The 19503-nt window shown below is 71.2% G+C and carries 13 protein-coding genes; 5 read left to right on the top strand and 8 right to left on the bottom strand.

Annotated elements, in window-relative coordinates; genetic code table 11:
* Positions 1–75 precede the first annotated feature (75 nt).
* Genes LZ017_RS04400 through LZ017_RS04390 form a run of 3 tightly spaced genes read left to right on the top strand, consistent with a single transcriptional unit; the run spans position 76 to position 3489 of the window.
* A complete protein-coding gene (locus LZ017_RS04400; RefSeq protein WP_241298857.1) occupies positions 76–1329 on the top strand; it encodes a D-amino acid dehydrogenase in 1254 nt (417 codons plus the stop codon).
* Between the two features lie 2 nt (positions 1330–1331).
* On the top strand, positions 1332–2567 hold the full coding sequence (locus LZ017_RS04395) for a hypothetical protein (protein WP_241298856.1): 1236 nt from the start codon (positions 1332–1334) through the stop codon (positions 2565–2567).
* A 10-nt stretch (positions 2568–2577) separates the two neighbouring features.
* Complete coding sequence (locus LZ017_RS04390; protein ID WP_241298855.1) at positions 2578–3489, top strand: LD-carboxypeptidase; 912 nt, start codon at positions 2578–2580, stop codon at positions 3487–3489.
* A 155-nt stretch (positions 3490–3644) separates the two neighbouring features.
* On the opposite strand, the gene LZ017_RS04385 is transcribed toward LZ017_RS04390, so the two are convergent.
* Complete coding sequence (locus LZ017_RS04385) at positions 3645–6503, bottom strand: TonB-dependent receptor domain-containing protein (protein ID WP_241298854.1); 2859 nt, start codon at positions 6501–6503, stop codon at positions 3645–3647.
* A 326-nt stretch (positions 6504–6829) separates the two neighbouring features.
* On the opposite strand from LZ017_RS04385, the gene dacB reads away from it, so the two are divergent.
* Together dacB and LZ017_RS04375 are read left to right on the top strand one after the other, a co-directional pair.
* Positions 6830–8290, top strand: coding sequence for a D-alanyl-D-alanine carboxypeptidase/D-alanyl-D-alanine-endopeptidase (dacB, locus tag LZ017_RS04380; RefSeq protein ID WP_241298853.1), 1461 nt, complete (start codon positions 6830–6832; stop codon positions 8288–8290).
* 109 nt (positions 8291–8399) lie between these two features.
* Positions 8400–9197: an ABC transporter substrate-binding protein gene (locus tag LZ017_RS04375; protein ID WP_241298852.1), complete on the top strand. Its 798-nt coding sequence runs from the start codon at positions 8400–8402 to the stop codon at positions 9195–9197.
* Between the two features lie 15 nt (positions 9198–9212).
* Here LZ017_RS04375 and LZ017_RS04370 read toward each other — a convergent pair whose 3' ends face one another.
* From LZ017_RS04370 to LZ017_RS04340, 7 genes are all read right to left on the bottom strand, one after another.
* Positions 9213–10283: an LD-carboxypeptidase gene (locus tag LZ017_RS04370; protein WP_241298851.1), complete on the bottom strand. Its 1071-nt coding sequence runs from the start codon at positions 10281–10283 to the stop codon at positions 9213–9215.
* 11 nt (positions 10284–10294) lie between these two features.
* Positions 10295–10915, bottom strand: a complete 621-nt coding sequence (locus LZ017_RS04365; RefSeq protein WP_241298850.1) for a M15 family metallopeptidase — start codon at positions 10913–10915, stop codon at positions 10295–10297.
* On the bottom strand, positions 10912–11811 hold the full coding sequence (locus tag LZ017_RS04360; protein WP_241298849.1) for a LysR family transcriptional regulator: 900 nt from the start codon (positions 11809–11811) through the stop codon (positions 10912–10914). Before LZ017_RS04360 ends, LZ017_RS04365 begins: the two co-directional genes overlap by 4 nt.
* A 133-nt stretch (positions 11812–11944) precedes the next feature.
* The gene (locus LZ017_RS04355; protein WP_241298848.1) at positions 11945–12805 is read right to left on the bottom strand and encodes an N-acetylmuramoyl-L-alanine amidase; all 861 of its coding nucleotides are present in this window, start codon (positions 12803–12805) and stop codon (positions 11945–11947) included.
* Positions 12802–13761 carry an N-acetylglucosamine kinase gene (locus tag LZ017_RS04350; RefSeq protein WP_241298847.1) on the bottom strand — a complete coding sequence of 320 codons (960 nt, stop codon included), beginning with the start codon at positions 13759–13761 and terminating at the stop codon, positions 12802–12804. The genes LZ017_RS04355 and LZ017_RS04350 overlap by 4 nt, the downstream gene beginning before the upstream one ends.
* Positions 13762–13949: 188 nt before the next feature.
* On the bottom strand, positions 13950–17417 hold the full coding sequence (locus tag LZ017_RS04345; protein WP_241298846.1) for a carboxypeptidase-like regulatory domain-containing protein: 3468 nt from the start codon (positions 17415–17417) through the stop codon (positions 13950–13952).
* Between the two features lie 563 nt (positions 17418–17980).
* Positions 17981–19501, bottom strand: coding sequence for a glycoside hydrolase family 10 protein (locus LZ017_RS04340; protein WP_241298845.1), 1521 nt, complete (start codon positions 19499–19501; stop codon positions 17981–17983).
* Between the last annotated feature and the right edge of the window lie 2 nt (positions 19502–19503).

The raw sequence follows: 19503 nt of genomic DNA, 5'->3' as shown, positions 1-19503 counted from the left end.
GTGCTGCCCTGGCTTTCATTGGCCGGCGCTGGCGCCAGTCCCTAACCTGCCGCCTCCAAGATTGCAGAAGTCAGGATGATGCAGCTGGTGGTGATCGGTGGCGGCGTGGTCGGCGTGACCACGGCCTGGGCCCTGGCGGAGGCCGGACACAAGGTCCAGCTGGTTGAGCGCGAGGCGCAGCTGGCGCAGGGCGCCAGCCATGCCAACGGCGGCCAGCTGAGTTATCGCTACGTTTCGCCGCTGGCCGATGCCGGTGTGCCGCTGAAGGCGCTGCGCTGGCTGCTGGATCCCGACGGGCCGCTGCGCTTCCGCCCCGAGGCGCGTTGGGCGCAATGGTCCTGGCTGGCCGCCTTCCTGGCCCGCTGCAGCGGGCCGGTCAACCGCCGCACCACCGAGCGCCTGCTGGCGCTGGGCCGCCTCAGCCAGCAGGCCTTCGCCGAGCTGCAGCAGCGCGCCGCGCTGGACGCGATCGCGCTGCGCAGCCCCGGCAAGCTGGTGCTCTACCGCGACCCGGCCGAGTTCGCGCGCGTCGCGGCGCGGCTGCGTGCCCAGGGTGCGGGTCCGGAGCGCGCGCTGGACGGCGAGGAATGCGCGGCGCTGGAGCCCGCGCTGCGCGACGGCGACACCCGCTTTGTCGGCGGCGTGTTCACCGAAGGCGAGGCGGTGGCCGACTGTCGCGCGCTGTGCGAGCAGCTGGGCGAGCGGCTCGCCGCCCATCCCAATTTCCAGGGCCGCGTGCAGGCGCAGGCGCTGGGCTTCGTGCAGCGCGGGTCGCGCGTCGTGGCGCTGCGCACCGACCGCGGCGAGCTGTGGGCCGATGGCTTCGTGGTTGCCGCCGGCTTGCAGAGCGCGGCGCTGCTGCGGCCGCTGGGGCTGCGGCTGCCCCTCTATCCGCTGAAGGGCTACAGCCTGTCCGCGCCGATCGAGCCGACCCACCGGCCGCCCGAGGTCAGCGTGACCGACTTCGAACGCAAGACCCTGTACGCCCGCATCGGCGAGCAGCTGCGCGTCGCGGCGATGGTGGATTTGGTCGGCGAGGACCTGCGCCTGGACCCGGCGCGGCTGGCGGCGCTGCAGCGCAATGTGCGCGCCACCTTTCCGTGCGCGGCGGACTATGAGCACGCCACGCCCTGGGCCGGCCTGCGCCCGGCCACGCCCAGCGGCGCGCCCATCCTGGGCGCGACGCCGCTGCAGGGGCTGTGGCTCAATGTGGGCCATGGCGCGCTGGGCTTCACCTTCGCCTTCGGCTCGGCGCGCATCGTCGCCGAACTGATCTCGGGTCGCGAGAGCCCGCTGGACCTGCAGGGCCTGCGCCTGCAGGCGGCCTGACGGTGGACGCCGCGGCGCTCGCCCAGGCGCTGCGCGGCGCCGTGCTGGCGCAGGATTTCGGCGCCGTCGCCGACCCGCAGGACGGCGGCCGGCCGCTGCGCCACTTTCCCAGCCTGGACCTGGCCGTGGTCGCCTTTCCGGCCGGTGCCGCGCCGGTGATGGCCAATGTGCTGTTCTCGCGCGAGCACCCCGAGGGCCTGGTGGCCACGATCGCTCCCGGCGCCGGCCCAGTGCGCGGGCTGCGCTACCTTGCCGACCAGCGCGACGCGCGCGGCGAGTCCATCGCCTGGCGCCCGGACAGCGACTGGTCACGCATGGACTGGCAGCCCCTGCACGGCGACGCCGGGCCGCGGGTGGTCGCGCCCTATCCGGCCTCGCTGCTGAAGCTGATGCTGCTGGTGGCCTGCGCCTGGCTGGTGGACCAGGGGCGCTGCCGCTGGGAGCAGCCCTGGGTGCATGGCGAGCGCGAGCTGGCGCTGCGCGACTGGGCCTTCGAAATGTGCTGCTTCAGCAGCAACGAGGCCACCTCGGCACTGGTGGCGCTGATGCACCGGCTGGGCGCGATCCAGCGCGGTCCGGACGGCGCCGAGCGGCACAACGCGCTGCACGGGCTCTTCGCCCGTCTGGGCCTGCCCACGCTGCGCTTTGCCAACACCCGCGCCGACGGCGGCTGGGGCAATGGCGCGGGCGCCGGCGTGGGCCAGCTGCAGATGACGGCCTGGGACACGGTGCGCCTGCTGTGGTGGCTGGACCCGCAGGCGCCGCCGCCGCCCTGGCTGGGCGCGGACGCGCCGCGCCTGTCGTCGCAAAGCCGTGGCCAGGTGTTGCACTGCCTGCAGGAGCAGGCGCTGCACGAGGTGCTTTCCAGCAGCGCGCTGGCCGGGTTGCCGGGCTGGGTGCGCGGCCTGCCGGCGCGGCTGCCAGCACGCTGGCTGCGCGCGGACGGCTCGCTGGAGGCCGGCGGGCTGCGCTATCCCGGCGACCTGCGCCGCCTGAGCGTGGCGGGGCCGGACAGCGAGCTGGTCTTCGCGCACAAGACCGGCAACACCGAGAACTACTGCGCCGACGCTGGCATCGTGCTGGGCCTGCCGCCGCGCCGCCGCCATTACCTGATCGCCCTGCTGTCCAACCTGGGCTCGCGCTACGCGCCCCAGCCCGGCACCGCGACGACCTGGCGCCTGCCGGCGCTGGGCGCCGCGGTCGATGCCGCGCTGGCGCCCTGGCTGGAAGGGCGCTGAGTCTCACCGCATGCCCTCGACCTACCGCCTCCCCCCGCTGCCCGAACGGCCCTGTCTGGGCCTGATCGCCCCGGCCGGCCCGCCGGCCCCGGAGCGGCTCGCGCGCCTGCCCGCCGTGCTGGACACGCTGGGCCTGGACGCGCGCCTGCTGCCCGGCTGCCAGGGGCCCGCGCATCTGGACCACCTGGCGGCGGACGACGCACGCCGCCTCGCCGATCTGCACGAGGCCTTTGCCGACCCCACGCTGGACGCGGTGCTGGCGCTGCGCGGCGGCTATGGCTGCGCGCGCCTGCTGCCCGGCGTGGACCGCGGCCTGATGGCGCGCGGCCGCAAGCCGTTGATCGGCTACAGCGACCTGACGGCGCTGCACGCGCTGCGCGACGGCCTGGGGCTGGCGGGCTGGCATGCGCCCATGCCGGTGTCCGACTGGCTGCGCGACGAGGCCGGGCTGGACGATGCGCGCCACCTGCTGCGCCGCCTGCGCCAGGGCCTGCGTGCCGGCGAGACACTGGCGCCGCGCCAGGACCCGGGCGCGCAGGCGCTGAGCCGGCCCGGCGTGGCGCGCGGCCGGCTGGTCGGCGGCAACCTCGCCGTGCTGGTCTCGCTGCTGGGCACGCCCTATATGCCGGACCTGCGTGGCACGCTGCTCTTTCTCGAGGACGTCGCCGAGGAGCCCTACAAGGTGGACCGGCTGTTGACCCAGCTGCGGCTGGCGGGTGCGCTGGATGGCGTCGCGGGCTTTCTGATCGGCAGCTTCAGCGACGCGGCCTCGCCGGACGCGGTGCTGGCCGATCGGCTGCATCCGCTGGGCCGTCCGCTGCTGGCCGGCTGGCCCTCGGGGCACTGCTGCCCCCACGAGCCGCTGCCGCTGGGGCTGGCGCTGGAGATGGACGTCGCCGGGCGCTGCCTGCGCGTGCTCTGAGCGCGGCCCGGGGCCGGCTCGCGGCCATCCTCCAACACCAGGCACGGACGAAAAAAAGCCCCGCGCGACGCGGGGCCTGAATCGGCGGCGCATGCCGCCGCTGCACGGTTGTCTTGGCGCACGCCCCGGGCCGGGCAGGCCCGAGGCGGTGGCGATCAGAAGAAGCTGTACTGCGCGGACAGCTGCACGGTGCGGCCGCGCGGATCGGCCACGCGCGGATCCCAGCCGCTGCCGGCCACGTTGTCCACGTTGTGCCAGGTGAACGGCGGCTGGCGGTCGGCCAGGTTGATCACGCCGGCGCTCAGCGTCAGGTCCTTGAAGCCGGTGTAGCTGGCCGTCAGGTTGACCGTGGTGTAGCTGGAGATCTTGCGCTTCTGGAACTGCACCTGGCTGGTGGCGCTGGTGTGGTCCTCGTCCATGTAGCCGTCCGAGTAGTTGACCGACAGCGTGGCCGAGGCCTTGGGCAGCTTGTAGGTCGTGCTCAGCGCGGCGCGCCAGGGCAGGTACAGCGTGGTGTTGGTCCACTGGCCCAGGTACTGCTTCATCGGCGTGCCGACGATCAGCTGTTCCTTGGCGCTGATCATCTTGGTGGCGGTCAGCGTGGTGGTCAGCGTGTTGCCGAGCAGCTTGCCGGTGTGCGTGGCGCTCAGGTCCAGGCCCTTGGTCATGCTGGAGCCGGCGTTGATCCAGCCGGCCTGGATCAGCACGATCTTGCCGGTCTCGTCGCGGATGAAGTTGTTCGCGAAGATCGGGTAGTTGGCCAGCTGCTGCGAGACGGTGAGGTTGTGGATGCGGTCGGTCATCTTGACCTGCCAGTAATCCACCGAGGCCTGCAGCGACTTGACCGGCGAGAAGACCACGCCCAGTGTCGCCTGCTTGGACTTCTCCGGCTTCAGGTTGGGGTTGCCGCCGGACAGATAGGGGATGCTGTTCATCGCGCAGGCCGGGTTGGTGCCAACCTGGCTGGGGTCCGGGCACTTGACCGGGTCGACGAGGGTGCCGGTCGTCGCCAGCGTCACCGTGCCCAGGTTGAGCTGCTGCGGGGTCGGCGCGCGGAAGCCGGTGTTGGCCGAGCCGCGGATCAGCAGGTCCTTCATCGGCGTGAACTTGAAGGCGACCTTGGGGTTGGTGGTGCTGCCGATCTGCTGGTAGCGGTCATGGCGCAGCGCGAGCTGCATCTCCAGGCCCTTGGTGACGGGCACCAGCAGCTCGCCATAGATCGCGCCGACCTTGCGCCACATGTCGGGCGCGGTGGCGTTGCCGGGGCAGCCCAGCACCGGGTTGTTCAGCGCCAGGCTCTTGGCGTCGAAGAAGGACACGCAGCTGTAGTCCTTGGTGCCGCTGAAGCCGTAGAACTCGCGGCGCAGGTTGGTGCCCACCGCGAAGGCGAGGTCGCCGGCCGGCAGCTTCATCAGCGGGCCCGACAGCGTGGCGTTGAACTCGTCGACCTGGGTCTTGCCGCCGTGCAGGCGTCCGTGCGCCTTGCTGTCCTCGATCAGCTGGCGCGCCTCGGCCGACTGGGTCTGGCCGGGCATCAGGAAGGGGTTGTACTTGCCGCTGGCCAGCAGCGCGAGCAGCTTGCGGCCGTCGGCGTAGCCGTCCACCATCTCGGAATAGGCCTTGGCCTGACCGCGCGACAGCGAGACCTTGTAGTCGTAGTCGCCCCAGGCGCCTTCGATGCCGGTGGCCAGGCGCTGGTTGGTGGAGGTGAAGCCCAGCGTGCGATAGCCCCAGTCCCACATGCGCAGCCGGTAGGCGACGGGCTTGGTGGGGTCGAAATCATTGGCGCCGTACAGCGCCTTCATGTTGGGGTAGTACGGCCCGTTGACCGGGTACATGGCCGACGGGTCGGAGTTGGTCGTGCTGGTCGAGGCCGAGAACTGGTAGGGCGTGAACTCGCCCAACGAGTAGTAGCGCGAGCCGACGAACTCGACGAAGCCGGTCGCGTCCCGGCCCACGTTGAAGCTGGCGCGCAGCACGCCGCTGGTGGTGTTGCTGGGCGTGCCGAGCATGAACTGGCGGCCGTAGTCGGTGCCGCAGCGGTAGGTGGCGTTGGCCGCCGCATAGCCACCGGTCAGGCCGATGTTGCCCAGCTGGCTGACGCCGAAAGGCGCGGCGCCGCACTGGCCGGTCAGCGCCAGGCCGTTGAGCACGGTGTACTTGGTCGTGCCGTTGCCGATCGTCGTGCCGGCGGCCGGCAGCGCCGTGTTGGCGAAGTTCAGGATGTTGGCGAACATCGGCGCGCTGGAGGTGTCGGGCACCAGGCCGCGCTCGGGCTGGTAGCCGGTGGCCCAGGGGCGGTCGATGCCGCGCAGGATGGTGTTCCTGCTGCGCGTGATGCTGCCCATGATGTTGAAGCCGTCGCGGCCCAGGTCACCCCAGCCGCCGGCCAGGGTCAGCTTGCGCTGCTGCCCGCCGCCGTGGGCCTCGGGCGTGCTGTAGCTGACCTTGACCTGGGCGCCCTGGTAGTCGCGCTTCAGGATGAAGTTGATCACGCCGCCGATCGCGTCGGTGCCGTAGATCGCCGAGGCGCCGTCCTTCAGCACCTCCACGCGCTCCACCATGTCCAGCGGGATGGCGTTCAGGTCCACCGAGCCGCCGGACATGCCCTGGTTGGACAGCCGACGGCCGTTCAGCAGCACCAGCGTGCCGGTGGGGCCCAGGCCGCGCAGGTTGGCATAGGCGCCACCGCCGGACAGGCGGTCGGCCTCGTCGCCGAACACCGAGTTGCTGGACACCGCGTTGTTGGCGTTGGCGGTGTTGGCCGCCAGCGAGCGCAGCAGGTCTTCCGCGGAGTTCAGGCCACGCGCCTGGATCTGCTCGCCGGTGATGACTTCCAGCGGCAGCGCGCCTTCGTCGCTGACGCGCTTGATGCTGGAGCCGGTGACCTCGACCCGCTCGATCTTGTTCTCGACCTTGGGCGCGGGCTGCGCGGGCGTGCCCTGGGCCGAGGCCGCCAGGTGGGCGCCCAGTCCCACCAGGGCCAGGGCTTGAGCGAGTCGTTGAAGTTTCACCGTCGTTCTCCTTGTCGAATGGGTACCGCCGTGTTGGAGGGGGAGCGGCGGTCGACCCAGTGATGCGAGCTTCGCGGCCATGATCAGCCACGGGCCGCGGCGACCGTGCTAGGGACGGCACCCATTTGTTGCGCATGTCCCGATGAATGCTTGTCGTCCGCGTATAACCTGCGGGAATGCAGCGGCCCCGACGCATTCCCTGTGCGAGGGAAGCCATTGCAAGAAGTGATGCCCGCGAAGCAAGCCGGGGACTATAAAGTCGGCGCCGGGTCCCCCAGGGCCGCGACGCGGCCGATGGGGCGAACAAGCAACAGCCGGTCCCCGTCATGCCCGACCTCCACGTCCCGCCCACCTCGCCCGCCGCGCGCGCGCTGCGCCGGCTGCCCCTGCTGGCGCTGAGTCTGCTGCTGGGCGCCTGCGCGTCGCTGCAGGCACCGCCCGAGCCGGTGCGCGAGGCGATGCACCAGGCCGGGTTGCCGGCGGAGGCACTCGCCGTCGTCGCCTTTCCGCTGGAGGCGCCGCAGCGCGGCCTGCGGCTGCGCCCGGACGTGGCGATGCAGCCGGGCTCGGCAATGAAGGTGGTGACCGCGGTGGTGGCGCTGGACCGCCTGGGGCCCAACAGCCGCGGCCGCACCGAGCTGCTGGCCGAGCAGCCCGCGCGCGCCGGCCGCCTGGCGGTGCCGCTGGTGCTGCGCGGCGGCGCCGACGCCGACCTGGACTGGCCGACGCTGGCGTGGATGCTGCGCGAGCTGCGCGAACGCCACGGCGTGCGCGAGCTGGCCGGCGGCATCGTCGTTGACCGCAGCCTGTTCCAGCCGGCGCGGCCCGAGCTGGGCCAGCCGCCCTTCGACGAGCAGCCCGAGTTCCCCTACAACGTGATCCCCGACGCGCTGCACCTGGGCGGCAGCCTGCTGAGCTACCAGCTGCGCTCGGGGGCACAAGACCTGGCCCTGGCGTCCTTCCCGCGCCTGCCGCTGCCGGCGCTGGACCTGACGCAGCTGCGCTTCGTCGATGCCGCCTGCGCGCAGTGGGAGGAGGGCTGGCTGCCGCCGGTCTGGGTGGCGGATGGGCCGCGGCTGCAGTTGCGCGGCAGCTTCCCGCGCGATTGCGAACGCACGCAGGCGCTCAATGTGCTGGACCGCCAGTGGCTCACCGAGCAGGCGCTGCGCGCCTTCTGGGCCGAACTGGGCGGCACGCTGGACGGGCCCGTCGTCGAGGGCGTCGCGCCGGCCGGCGCGCGCGTGCTGGTGCGCCACCAGGACCGGCCGCTGGCCGAGCTGCTGCGCCCGGTGATGAAGAGCTCGGACAACGCGCTGGCGCGGCTGATCTATCTGCGTCTGGGCGCCGCCGCGGCCCGCCCCGGCGAGGCCACCGCGGCGGCCGCGGACCGCGCGGTGCGCGAATGGTTCCAGGCCCAGGGCATCGCCGACGCCGGGCTGGTGATGGACAACGGCTCCGGGCTGTCGCGCAGCGAGCGCATCAGCGCCGCCCAACTGGCCCGGGTGCTGCAGCAGGCCCAGGCCGGGTCGCATGGGCCCGAACTGCTCGCCACCCTGCCGGTGGCGGGCGTGGACGGCACGCTGACGCGGCGCATGAAGGGCAGCCCGGCCGAGGGACGCGCGCGCCTGAAGACCGGCACGCTGCGCAACGTGACGGCGCTGGCCGGCTATGTGCCGGATGCGCGCGGCCGGCTGTGGGTGGTGGCGGCCCTGCTCAACGACGAGCGCGCGCCGGCGCACCGCGCGGTGCTGGACCGGCTGATTGCCTGGATCGCCACGCAGAGCTGAGCGGGCGTGAACGATTTCGCCGCCGGCGCGCCGCGCCGCCGCTGAACGCATCGCCCGCGGCCCCAGGGCCGGCGCGGAGGCGCTATCCTTCGCGCATCGGAGGGTCCGCATGGCGATCGCGAGGGTCAGGTCTTGCGTCCACACTGCCGTCCTGGGGCTGGGCTGCGCGCTGCTGGCTCTTGCCGGGCCCGTGTCCGCGGCCGCGCCCGAGCTGCGCTTCGTCACCGAGTCCTTCCCGCCCTACAGCTTCGAGCGCGAGGGCCATGCCGCCGGTCCCATGGTGGACGTGCTGACCGAGGCCTGCGAACGCCTGGCCTGGCGCTGCAGTGTGCAGGTGCTGCCTTGGCGGCGCGCGCTGCAGATGGCGCAGAGCGGCCAGGTCGACGGCATTTTCACCGTGGTCGACACGCCGGAGCGGCGCGCCTACTTCCATGTCTCGGTGCCGGTGATCGTCGCGCGCTACACGCTGTTCGGGCGTGCCGGCGAGGCCTTCAAATTCCAGGATCGCGGCCAGCTCGCGGGGCGCACGATAGGCGCCTACGGCCCGTCGGCGACGGTGCTGGCGCTGGACGAGCTGGTCGAGGGGCTGGCGGTGAACACGGTGATCGAGCCCGACAACCGCGTCGTGCTGCGCAAGCTGGCCGCCGGGCGCTACGGGCCGCGGGGGCTGGCGCTGGTCAATGAAAGCGTCGCGCTGGAGCTGATCCGCGAGGAGCAGCTGCAGGGCCTGCAGGCGGTGGGCACGGTCAAGGAGTTCAGCTATGCCTTCGGGCTCAGCCGCCTGCGCGTGGACGCGCGCCGGGCCGCCGAGTTCGACCAGGCGCTGCGCGCGCTGTGCCGCAGCGGACGCAGCGCGGCGCTGATCAAGCCCTATGCGCTGCCCGCGGCGTCCTGCGCGCCGCGCTAGCGCTGCCCGCGCCGCTCAGCGCACCGCGGGCTCCAGCAGCTGCAGCGTGCCGGCCTCGGCGTCCATCTCGGCGGGCAGGCCCACCGGCACGGTGAACTTGCGGCGGATGTGGCCGATCATCGCGCCGCGGTAGACCGGCACCTGCAGCGGCAGGAAGTAGTCGTCGAAGACCTCGTCCAGCGTCAGCACGCCGAACTTGCCATCGCCGGGGCCGCAGTTGGTGAACTGGCCCAGCACCACGCCGGCCAGATGGTCCAGCGCGCCGCACAGGCGCAGCGTCGAGAGCATGCGGTCGACGCGGTAGATGTACTCGTTGATCTCTTCCAGGAAGAGGATGGCGCCGCGGCAGTCCGGGAAATAGGGCGAGCCGGCCATCGCGCTGAGCACGGTGAGGTTGCCGCCCACCAGGTGGCCGCGCGCGCGGCCGGCGCGCAGCGCGCGGGTGCGGCCTTCGGTCTGCACCAGGCCGGCGCCGCGGTCGCGCGGGTTCTGCAGCAGCGGCGTCTGGCCCTCCATCACGATGGCACGGAACCAGCGCAGCGAGAACTCATTCCACTCCGACTCGGCCACCGGCGCATGGAAAGTCACCAGCCCGGTCTGCTTGTGGATCGCGTTGACCAGGCAGGTCAGGTCGGAGAAGCCGCCGAAAAACTTGGGCTTGCGGCGGATCAGCGCGTAGTTGAGCTTGTCGACGATGCGGGTGCAGCCCGAGCCGCCGGTCAGCGCGATGACGCCGTCCACCTCGTCGTCGGCGAACATCGCGTTGACGTCGGTGGCGCGCTGTTCGTCGCTGCCGCCGAAATGGCCCCAGCGGCCGCGCACATGCTGGCCCAGCTTGACCTTGAAGCCCAGCGCCTGCAGGGACTCCACCGCGATCTCCAGCGGTTCGCGCTCGTAGGTGGCGTTGGCCGGGCTGATCAGGCCCAGGGTGTCGCCTTCCTTGAGCCGCGGCGCGAGCACGCGCGATGGGGCCGCGGCCGGCGACGGCGCGCTGCCCGCGCGCGGCTGCGCGGCAGCGCCCAGCGTGGTGGAAGCCAGCGCCGACGCGGCGGCGCTGTGCAGCAGGGATCGGCGGTCGGCGCGCATGCGGGACTCCGTCAAAGAATGCGCGGCAGTGCTTGGCGCACGCGGTCGCGGTCGCCGAAGTCGAAATGCCACCACTCGGTGTTGATGCCATGGAAGCCGGCCTGGCGCATCGCCGCGCGCAGCCAGCCGCGTTCGACGAGATGCTCGGCGCGCAACTGGCCACGCGCCAGCAGCTCGGCCTCGTACTCGGGATGGGAGACCGCGGCCATCTCGTCGAAGCCGCTGCCCATGTCCACCTCGCGCCCCTGGGGATCGAGCACGGTGAGGTCCACGGCCATGCCGTAGGAATGGATGGAGCCGCGCTGCGGATGGGCGAGGTAGCGCGTCAGCGGCGTGCCCTGCAGCTCGGCCCACAGCGCTTCCTGCACGCGCTGCGGACGCAGCGCGTCCAGCACGCGCAGCCGGTGGCCCGGGCGCTGGCGCTGCAGCCAGCCGGCAGCCTGCTCCAGCGCGTCGGCGGCCTCGCGGCGCAGCCAGGCGCAGTCCAGCCCGCCATAGACGGCGCGGCCGACGAAGTTGTCGCGCGTCGCGTAGCGCAGGTCCACGTCGATGCCCTGCAGCGTGGCGAGCGCGCGGAAGTCGGGGTGGCCGGCGATGTCCTCGCAGGACAGGGGCGTGACGGCGGTGCTCATGCCAGGGTTTCCAGGCTGCGCTTGGCGGCGTCGCGCAGATAGCCCACCAGCCGCCGCGCGGCCTGGGCCAGCGGCGCGCTGGCCGAACTCAGCAGGTAGAGCTGCACGCCCATCGCCGGGGCGAGCGCGCGCACGCGCACGCGGCCGCGGTCGGCCGATGCGGCGGTGAAGGGGTCGACCACGCTCAGGCCCAGCCCCGCCTCGACCAGCGAGCGCGCCAGCTGGTAAGTCTGCACGGTGATGCGGCTGGCGGGCTCCAGGCCCTGCGCCTCGCAGGCGTTGTGCACCATGTGGCCCAGCGGGTCGTCCTCGGCCATCGCGATCATTTCGGTGCGGATCGCGTCCAGCGGCAGCGGGCCCTCGCCGCTGGCCTCGGGACTGCTCAGCGGGCACAGCGCCATCAGGCTGCCGCTGGCCAGCACCTCGGCCTTGATGCCGGGATGGCGCGGGTCCTGAAGGCTGAGCGCCAGGTCGGCCTCGCCCAGCAGCAGCGCGCTGACGATCTCGCGCGTGTGGTTGGTGCTCAGCTGGCAGCGGCTGCGCGGGAAGGTCTGGGCCCAGCGCTGCATCGCCGCCGGGATGACCGCAGCGGCCAGCGTGGGCGTGCTCATCAGGCGCAGCAGTTCGGACTCGCCATTGCGCAGATTGGCCGCCAGACGCCGGATCGCGACCAGGTCGCGGTTGAGCTTGTCGATCTCGACGAAGAGGCGCTGCGCCTCCGGCGTCGGATAGAGCTTGCCGCGCACGCGGTCGAACAGCGGCATGCCCAGCTGCAGCTCGCAGTGCTGCAGCACCTTGGTCACCGCGGGCTGCGAGATGTGCAGCAGCTGCGCGGCGCCGCTGATGGTGCCGGCCTGCATGATGGCGTGGAAGACCTCGATATGCCTCAGGCGCATGGCGCTCTCCTGGGCGGGGACGGGACGCGGGATGGACGCTGCATGGACATCGCGGCCGGGGAGGCGGCCGTAGACCGGGGGAGTCGCTTCAACCATAACACGGGGTTATGCACGCGGCCCGCCCGGCGGGCGCTCAGTAGTCGGAGCCGTTGGCGCCGGCCGCGGTGCGCGCCGCGTCGCTGGGCAGGGTGCGCAACTTCATCGCGCCCGGCGTGGTGACGGTGTCCAGCAGCGCGACGGTTTCCACGTCCAGCTCGCCGCGGTAGTCGGCGGGCCGGTACTTCATCTGGAAAGTGCTGATGACCTCGCGCGTGGCCGCGTCCAGTGTGCCGCTGCGCGGGACCGCGTAGCCGATCTGGGCCAGGCGGGCCTGTGCCCAGGCGGCGTCGGGCAGCGGCTGCAGGCTCCAGGACTGGCGCTTGTAGTCCAGCAGCGCGGCGTCCGGCCAGGGGATCAGGCCGGCGTCGGCGAGGCGCTTCCACGGGAAGCTGGGGCCGGGGTCCTGCTTGCGGCCTGGGGCGATGTCGGCGTGGCCGATGATGCGGTCGGGGCGGATGTTGTGGCGCGCCACGATGTCGCGCACCAGCTGGATCACCTCGTCGACCTGGGCCGGCGGGAAGGGCGCATAGACGCGGCCCTGTGGCGTGTCGGTGTAGCCGGGATGGACGATTTCGATGCCGATCGACGCGGAGTTCAGGTTGGCATGGCTGCCCCAGCTGCTCGGGCCGGCATGCCAGGCGCGGCGGTTCTCGTCGACCAGCCGGTAGGTGCGCACGGGCTTGTCCGACACCAGGTAGTGGCTGGAGACGCGGCCGCCGGTGGTCAGCACCTTCAGCGATTTGTCGAAATCCAGCACCGTGTAGTGCAGCACCAGGAACTGCACCCGGCTGTCCTGGTTCTGCGAGACATGGCTGGTGTCGATCTGGAGGGCCGGTCGGGTGGCGCAGGCGGACAGCAGCAGCGCGAGGGCGGCGGAAGCGAGTCGGGTGGTCATGGCGGGGTCGGGACGGAGGAAGACAGCGCGGCCGTGCGGGCCGCACCGACGTGGGCCTGCAGCAGCAGCGAACGCAACTCTATGCCGGCCGGCAGCGCCGCGCGCAGTCCGTCCAGCAGCAGGGGATGGAGATCGAAGGCACGGCCGGCCGTCGCGACCGGCCGCGCGCCATGGCGGCGCAGCAGCGCAGCGGCCAGCCGGCCGAGTTCGGTGCCGGCCTGATGCAGCAGTTCTCGGGCCTGGGCATCGCCGTCGCGGGCGGCCTGGGCCACGGCCAGCGCGAGCCGGCCGATGGCGCCGCGCCGGCTCGCCAGGTCGCCGCCGTAGACGAAGGCGCGTGTCTGGGCCCAGTCGCTGCCGCCCAGGGTTTCGAACAGCCGCCGCGCCAGCGCCGAGCGCTGCCAGCGGCCGGGCTCCTCGTCCTCGCCGCGCCAGACCCGGGCCAGGGCCTCGCGCGCGATCCAGAAGCCGCCGCCTTCGTCGCCCAGCACCGGCCCGCGGCCGCCGGCGCGGTGCAGCTGCAGCCCGGCGTCCACATAGGCGGCGATCGCGCCGGTGCCGGCATAGACCAGCACACCCTCGCCGGGCGTGAACGCGGCGCGGCAGGCCAGCTCGATGTCGCTGAAGCAGTCCACCCGCGCGTCGGCCAGGCCCAGCGCCTCGCCCAGCAGGGTGCGCAGCTGGCGCGCCTGCGGGCCGTCGCGCTCGCCCAGCCCGGTGATGCCGGCGACCACGCGCGCCGGCCGCTGGTGGGCCAGCACCGCGCCGGCCAGTGCCTGCAGGGTCTGCATCAAGCTGAGGCGGGCCGCCATCGCGCCCAGCTGCAGCGCGCTGAAGCCGGCGACCTCGCCCTCGGCCAGGCGCCCGTCCGGCCAGGCCAGCGCCCAGCGCGTCAGCGTGCCGCCGGCGTCCAGTCCCAGCACGGGCGGGGCGGTGGCGGCATCGGCATGGGGCATGGGCGGCGGGGCGAAGTGGTGGAGGCTGCAGCTTAGAAGCAGTGCGCGCGCTGTGCTCATAGCAATGCGCCGGCCGGGCATAAGCTGGGCTCATGGCGCACGCGTACCGCGGGCAAGAGACGGGCCGCGATGAAAAAAGGGGCTCCCGTAGGAGCCCCCTTGTCGCGAGTGTGGTTGATCGTGATCGATCAGAACTCGTACTTCGCAGTGATCTGCAGCGCCCACTGCGATTCGCCCTTGACCTGGCGCTGGGTGTAGTCGGTCACACCATTGGTGTCGACGGCGTACACATAGCGGCCCTGGGCGTCGATGCCGGCGAAGTTCACGAAGCCGCGGCGGAAACCGCCGGAGTTCTCGAACTTCATCTCGTTGATGCGGCCCCAGTTCTTGTTCAGCAGGTTGCCGAAGTTGAGGATGTCGAACGAGATCTTGCCCTTGTGGCCGGGGAAGAAGCCCGGCACTTCCTGGCTGAGGCGCAAGTCGAAGGTGTTCACGAAGGGGGCGTAGCTGCTGTTGCGTGCCACCACCGAGCCCTTGGAATTGGCCAGCTGCTTGTTCGAGTTCACGATGTCCCAGAAGCGCGCCTCGGCGGCGGCGGCGCTTTCGCCCGTTTGGGTGCTCTTGAAGACCACCTCGCCGGAGCCCGGGCCCTTGGGGATGTACATCAGGTCGTTGCTGCTGACGCCATCGCCGTTCATGTCGTTCAGATAGGTCCAGCTGTAGGGCTTGCCGCGGCGGCCTTCGTAGAACAGACCCACCGTGGTGCGGTAGTTGCTGATGAAGGCCTTGGACCAGTTGAACGAGGCCGAGATGCGGTCGCGGATCAGGTAGGCCGAGTTGGCGGCCACGTCCTCGTTGGGGTTGTAGATCGAACGCGATTCGAAGTTGGAGTTCGAGACCGAGGAGGTCAGCGGGCTCACTTCGGTGGCCTCGGTGTAGGTGTAGGCCAGCGACCAGCCGAAGCCGTCGCGGGCCGGGCGGCTCAGCGACAGCGTCAGCGTGTTGCCGTCGCCCTTCTTGGTCTTGGTGGCCTGCAGGACGTTGTTGTAGCTGGCGTTGCTCAGTGCGCGCGCACGGCCGCCGGCACAGGCGCCCGACGTCACCAGGCTGCCGCTCGGGTTCCAGCAGGCGTCGGTGTAAGACTGCGGCGTGTAGAACATGTCGCGGCCATCCAGGCCCTTGCGGGTGGCGGCGCCCAGGTTCAGGTGCTGGTAGTAAACGCCGGTGTTGACGCGGGTGTGCATCCACTCGGCGCCGAAGACCATGCCGTACCAGGGCAGCTCGGCGTCATAGGCCAGGTTCAGCTTCCAGACCGACGGCTGGCCCAGGCCCTTCTGCAGGAAGTCGACGTTGGCTGCCGGGGTGCCGGCCAGGTTGGTCGGCTGCTTGTTCGGGTCGGGATTGAACAGGCCGTCGACCTTGGTCGGATCGCAGGAGGCGAAGCCCGACGAGCCGCAGCCGTAGAAGGCGGTGGCCAGGCCGGTGTTGGAGTAGGGGTTGGAGATCCATACGTTGGCCGCCGCGCCCTGGAACAGGCCCACGCCACCGCGCAGCTGCTTCTTGGCATTGCGGCGGTTGTCCAGCGTCCAGTTGAAGCCCAGGCGGGGCTGGAACAGCGTTTCGCCGTCCACGGTCTGGCTGTTGTCCAGACCGAAACCGCCGGTGTTGCGCACCACGGTGGTGCCGTTGACGCTGCCGGCCACGGTGGCGGCGGCGGCGGCGGCGTTGTAGGTGGGCTTGTCACCCGTGGCCATGCGGTCCACGCGGAAACCGCCGGTCAGCGTCAGCGCGTCGTTGACGGTCCAGGTGTCCTGCAGGAACAGGCCGGCGTTGCTCAGCGTCCAGCGGGCGGCCCCGTTCTCGAACGTGGAGCCGTTGGCGGCGGTCTGCACCTGGTAGGACGAAGGACGGCCGCGCAGGAAGTTCTCCAGCACGGCGGCCTCGACCTGGGCTGCGGTGGCCTTGGCGCAGTCGATCGAACCGCCCGGCAGGGTGTTGTAGTTCCAGCCGGTGGGCTTGCCACTGGCGACAGAGGATTCGCAGCCGAAGGTGTAGTTGCCTTTGGTGTTCTGGAAGAAGGCGTTGTAGACCTTGTTGCGCTGCAGGTCGCCGCCAAACTTCAGCTCGTGGTCGCCCTTGATCCAGGTGGCGCCCAGGTAGGCGTCGATGGTCTTGGTGTCCAGCACGTTGAAATGGCGGCTGCGCTCGGTGCCGAAGTTCAGGAAGCGGTTGCCGCTGACCTTGGGGGCGCCGTCGGGCAGCGCGCCGCTCATGCGCAGCGACATCGCCGGCAGGTCGGCGGCGTTCAGCGGCACGCTGTTGTAGTCGCGCGTGGAGACCTTGAACTCGGTGCTGAAGTCGTCGGTCCAGTCGGCGAACCACTGGGCCACCACGGTGTCGATCTTCTTCTTCTGCTGCCACCACTGCGAGCTCAGCTGCAGGTTGGCGTCGGTATAGCCGCTGAAGCTGCCGTTGTTGGTGTCAGACTGCTCGGTGCGCGCGATGCGCAGGTTGGCGCGGTGGCGGTCGTTGATCGTCCAGTCCAGCTTGGCCAGGTAGTCCTTGACGGTCAGGTTGCTGTCGCCCAGCGGATTGCCGGCCACGAAGCCGTACTTTTCCTTGGCGATCTTGTTCAGGCTGTCGATGCTGCTCTGGGTGTGGGCCGATGCCGGCAGCGCGCTGCCAATGGGGCCGAACTCGGGCTGGGCGCGGTTGCTCTTCAGTTCTTCGTAGTTCACGAAGAAGAACAGCTTGTCCTTCACGATGGGGCCGCCCAGCGTGAAGCCCTTGGTGTCTTCCTTGAAGGGCAGGTAGTCGAAGTAGGCGCCCGTCTTGCGGTCGTACTTCTGGCCCACCATGGAGTCGTCGCGGTAGACGTAGTAGACGCTGCCCTTGAGCTCGTTGGTGCCCGACTTGGTGACGGCGTTGATGTTGGCGCCGGTGTAACCCTTCTGGGTCACGTCGTAGTTGGACAGGTTGACCTGCACCGACTGCACCGCATCGATGGAGATGGGCTGCTTGGCGGTGGGCAGGTTGTTGGACTCCAGGCCGAAGGTGTCGTTGATCGCGACGCCGTCGATGGTGATGGAGTTGTAGCGCGTGTTCTGGCCGGCGGCGGAGATCTCGCCGCGCTCCTTGTCGGTCTGCGCCAGGCGCGGATCGGTGCGGGCGTAGTCCTGCAGGCTGCGGGCGATGGACGCGTAGGCGTCCAGTTCGGCGCGGCCGATCTGGGTGCCGGCGCCCATGGTGCCGCTGTTGAACTTGCTGGCGACGCTGCTGCCGGACACCTCGACGGCGGCCAGCTGCTGCGCGCCCAGGCGCAGGTCCAGGCTCAGGGTTTCGGCCAGGGCCAGGTAGACGTCGTTGCGCACCTCGCGGTCATTGCCCTTGCTCACCGTGATGGTGTAGGGGCCGCCCACGCGCAGGCCGCGGGCGTTGTAGCGGCCTTCGGCGTCGGTGGTCTGGGTGTTGGTGGAACCGGACTCCTTGTGCAGGATCACCACGGTGGCACCGACGACGGGCTTGCCGTCCGCCGCCGTCACCCGGCCGCCAATGGCCGAGGTGGTGTTCTGCGCCATCGCCGGCGCTGCCGCGACGATGGCGACCGCAACCGCCAGCGCGCTGCGGTGGAAACCCAACCAATCCTTGCTACTCATCTTTTGCTCCTGTGCGAGAACAGACCGAAATTTCTTGAATGCGTTGTCAGCGGGTTCCAGACCTTCCCGGCGCGCAACCGTTTGCGCTTCGTCAAGGAAGCCGCAAACGTTTTACAGTGCAACGGGTGACCCAGGAAAAATGTCGGAACCGGGGGCGGGAGGACCTCTCCCACAGGCTGCCGCAGGGCGCAAAAACACCCTGCCCAGCTGAAACAGCGCGAAGCCTACCAGCCACCCCTGGCGCCAGCAATTGCGGCCAAACCCGTCCAACGGCTCCGCAAGTCGCCCCGACCGGGGCTGGCGCGAGGCCGTTGCGGCCGCAATTTGCCCGCGCCCACAAGCCCAGCGGCAGTCTGACCGGCGCGTATTGAGGAATTGTGACGGCCTGTGACTGCAGGGAGACAGCCGGATCGGGCGGGTCCAGCTGCCAGCCTGAGCAGCTGGACGGCGAGGCCGGGAGGCTGGGTTCGCCAGGCCGGATGGCTCGGGCGGAACAGGTCGTGGCCTAGGGTTTTTACTGGGTTCTCAGGCCGCCCCAGCGGTCGTCCAACGTTGCGCGGAATCTACAGTCCGGCGCCGCCGCGCGGCTGCAGCGCCAGTCGCGGTCCCTCTTCTCCGGCGGCGTTGAGACCGGCGGCGACGACCGCGCGGTCGCGCGCTGCATCCACCGCGAAGGGGCGCTGCGCCGGATGCAAGTGGAACTGCCACGCGCCGTCGCGGTGCACCCACAGCGCGAGCCGGCGCGGCGCCTGGCCCTGGATCACGGTCCAGCGCAGGCTCTGGCCTTCCAGCCGCGCGCGCAGCGGCGCGCAGGGCGGTTGCTGCAGCCAGGGTGTGGCCGGCGGCAGGGCCGCTCCGGCGTAGGCCGGGCCCAGTGCCTCGCCGATGCCGCGCCGGTTCTGCTGCAGCGCCACCATGCTGAAGTGCAGATGGCCGGCGGCGCCATGGCGGCGGGTGACGGCGATCTGCTCGACGATCTCCTGGGGTATCCAGGAATCCGGCTTGTCGGTGATGCGGCTGGTGTAGAGGCCGGGCCAGACATGGCGGCCCTGCGGATTGAGCTGCTGCCAGGCCAGCAGCAGCGGCTCGAAGGCCTGCGCGGCCTGCTCGCGCGGCCAGTAGAGCTGGGGCGCCAGGTAGTCCAGCCAGCCCTGGGCCAGCCAGTGCTCCACATGGGCGTAGAGCTTGTCGTACTGCGAGAAGCCGCTGATGCCCGCCGGGCGCCGGTCCGGCCGTGGCAGGCCGAAGGGGCTGATGCCCAGCTGCACGTCCGGCCGCACGCGCCGCACCAGCTCGTACAGGCGGCGCACCAGCTGGTCCACGTTCTGGCGCCGCCAGTCGGCGCGCGCGAGCGTGCCGCCACCGGCCTGGTAGCGCTCCCAGGACGGGCCGTCGGGGAAGTCGATTTCCTGCTTGCTCGCCGGGTCGTTGACCGGGTAGGGGTAGAAGTAGTCGTCGATGTGCAGGCCGTCGATGTCGTAGCGGCGCAGCACGTCCTCGAACACGCGCAGCGAATGCTCGGCGGCCTCGGGCTCGCCCGGGTCGATCCACAACTGGTCACCGTAGCGGCGCACCCAGTCGGGGCGGCTGCGGCTCAGGTGGGTGTCGGCCGGCGCGGAGCGGGCGCCGCTCTGGCGCGCGCGGTAGGGGTTGAACCAGGCATGCAGCTCCAGCCCGCGCGCATGGGCCTCGTCCACCCACAGCGCCAGCGGGTCGTAGCCGGGGTCCTGGCCCTGGGTGCCGCTGAGGTACTCGCTCCAGGGCTCCAGCGCGGAGCGGTACAGCGCGTCCGCGCTGGTGCGCACCTGCAGCACGATGGCATTGAGCTTCAGGTCACGTGCGCGGTCCAGGATGGCGTGCATCTGCGCGATCTGGGTGTCGCGCGGCAGGCCGGGCTGGCTGGGCCAGTCGATGTTGGCCACCGTGGCCACCCAGGCGGCGCGGAACTCGCGCGGTGCCGGCGGCGCCAGCGCGGCCAGCTCGGGCGCTTCCACCCAGCTGGGCGAGAACCAGTGGGCACAGCCGGAACTGCCCAGCAGGGCGGCACCGGAGCCGGCCAGGATCAGGCGGCGTTGCATCTTCATCG

Origin of the sequence: Pelomonas sp. CA6, assembly GCF_022549225.1 — a bacterium.
In the GTDB taxonomy this organism is placed as follows: Bacteria; Pseudomonadota; Gammaproteobacteria; order Burkholderiales; family Burkholderiaceae_C; genus Roseateles.
This window is presented reverse-complemented; position numbering and strand designations above follow the sequence as displayed.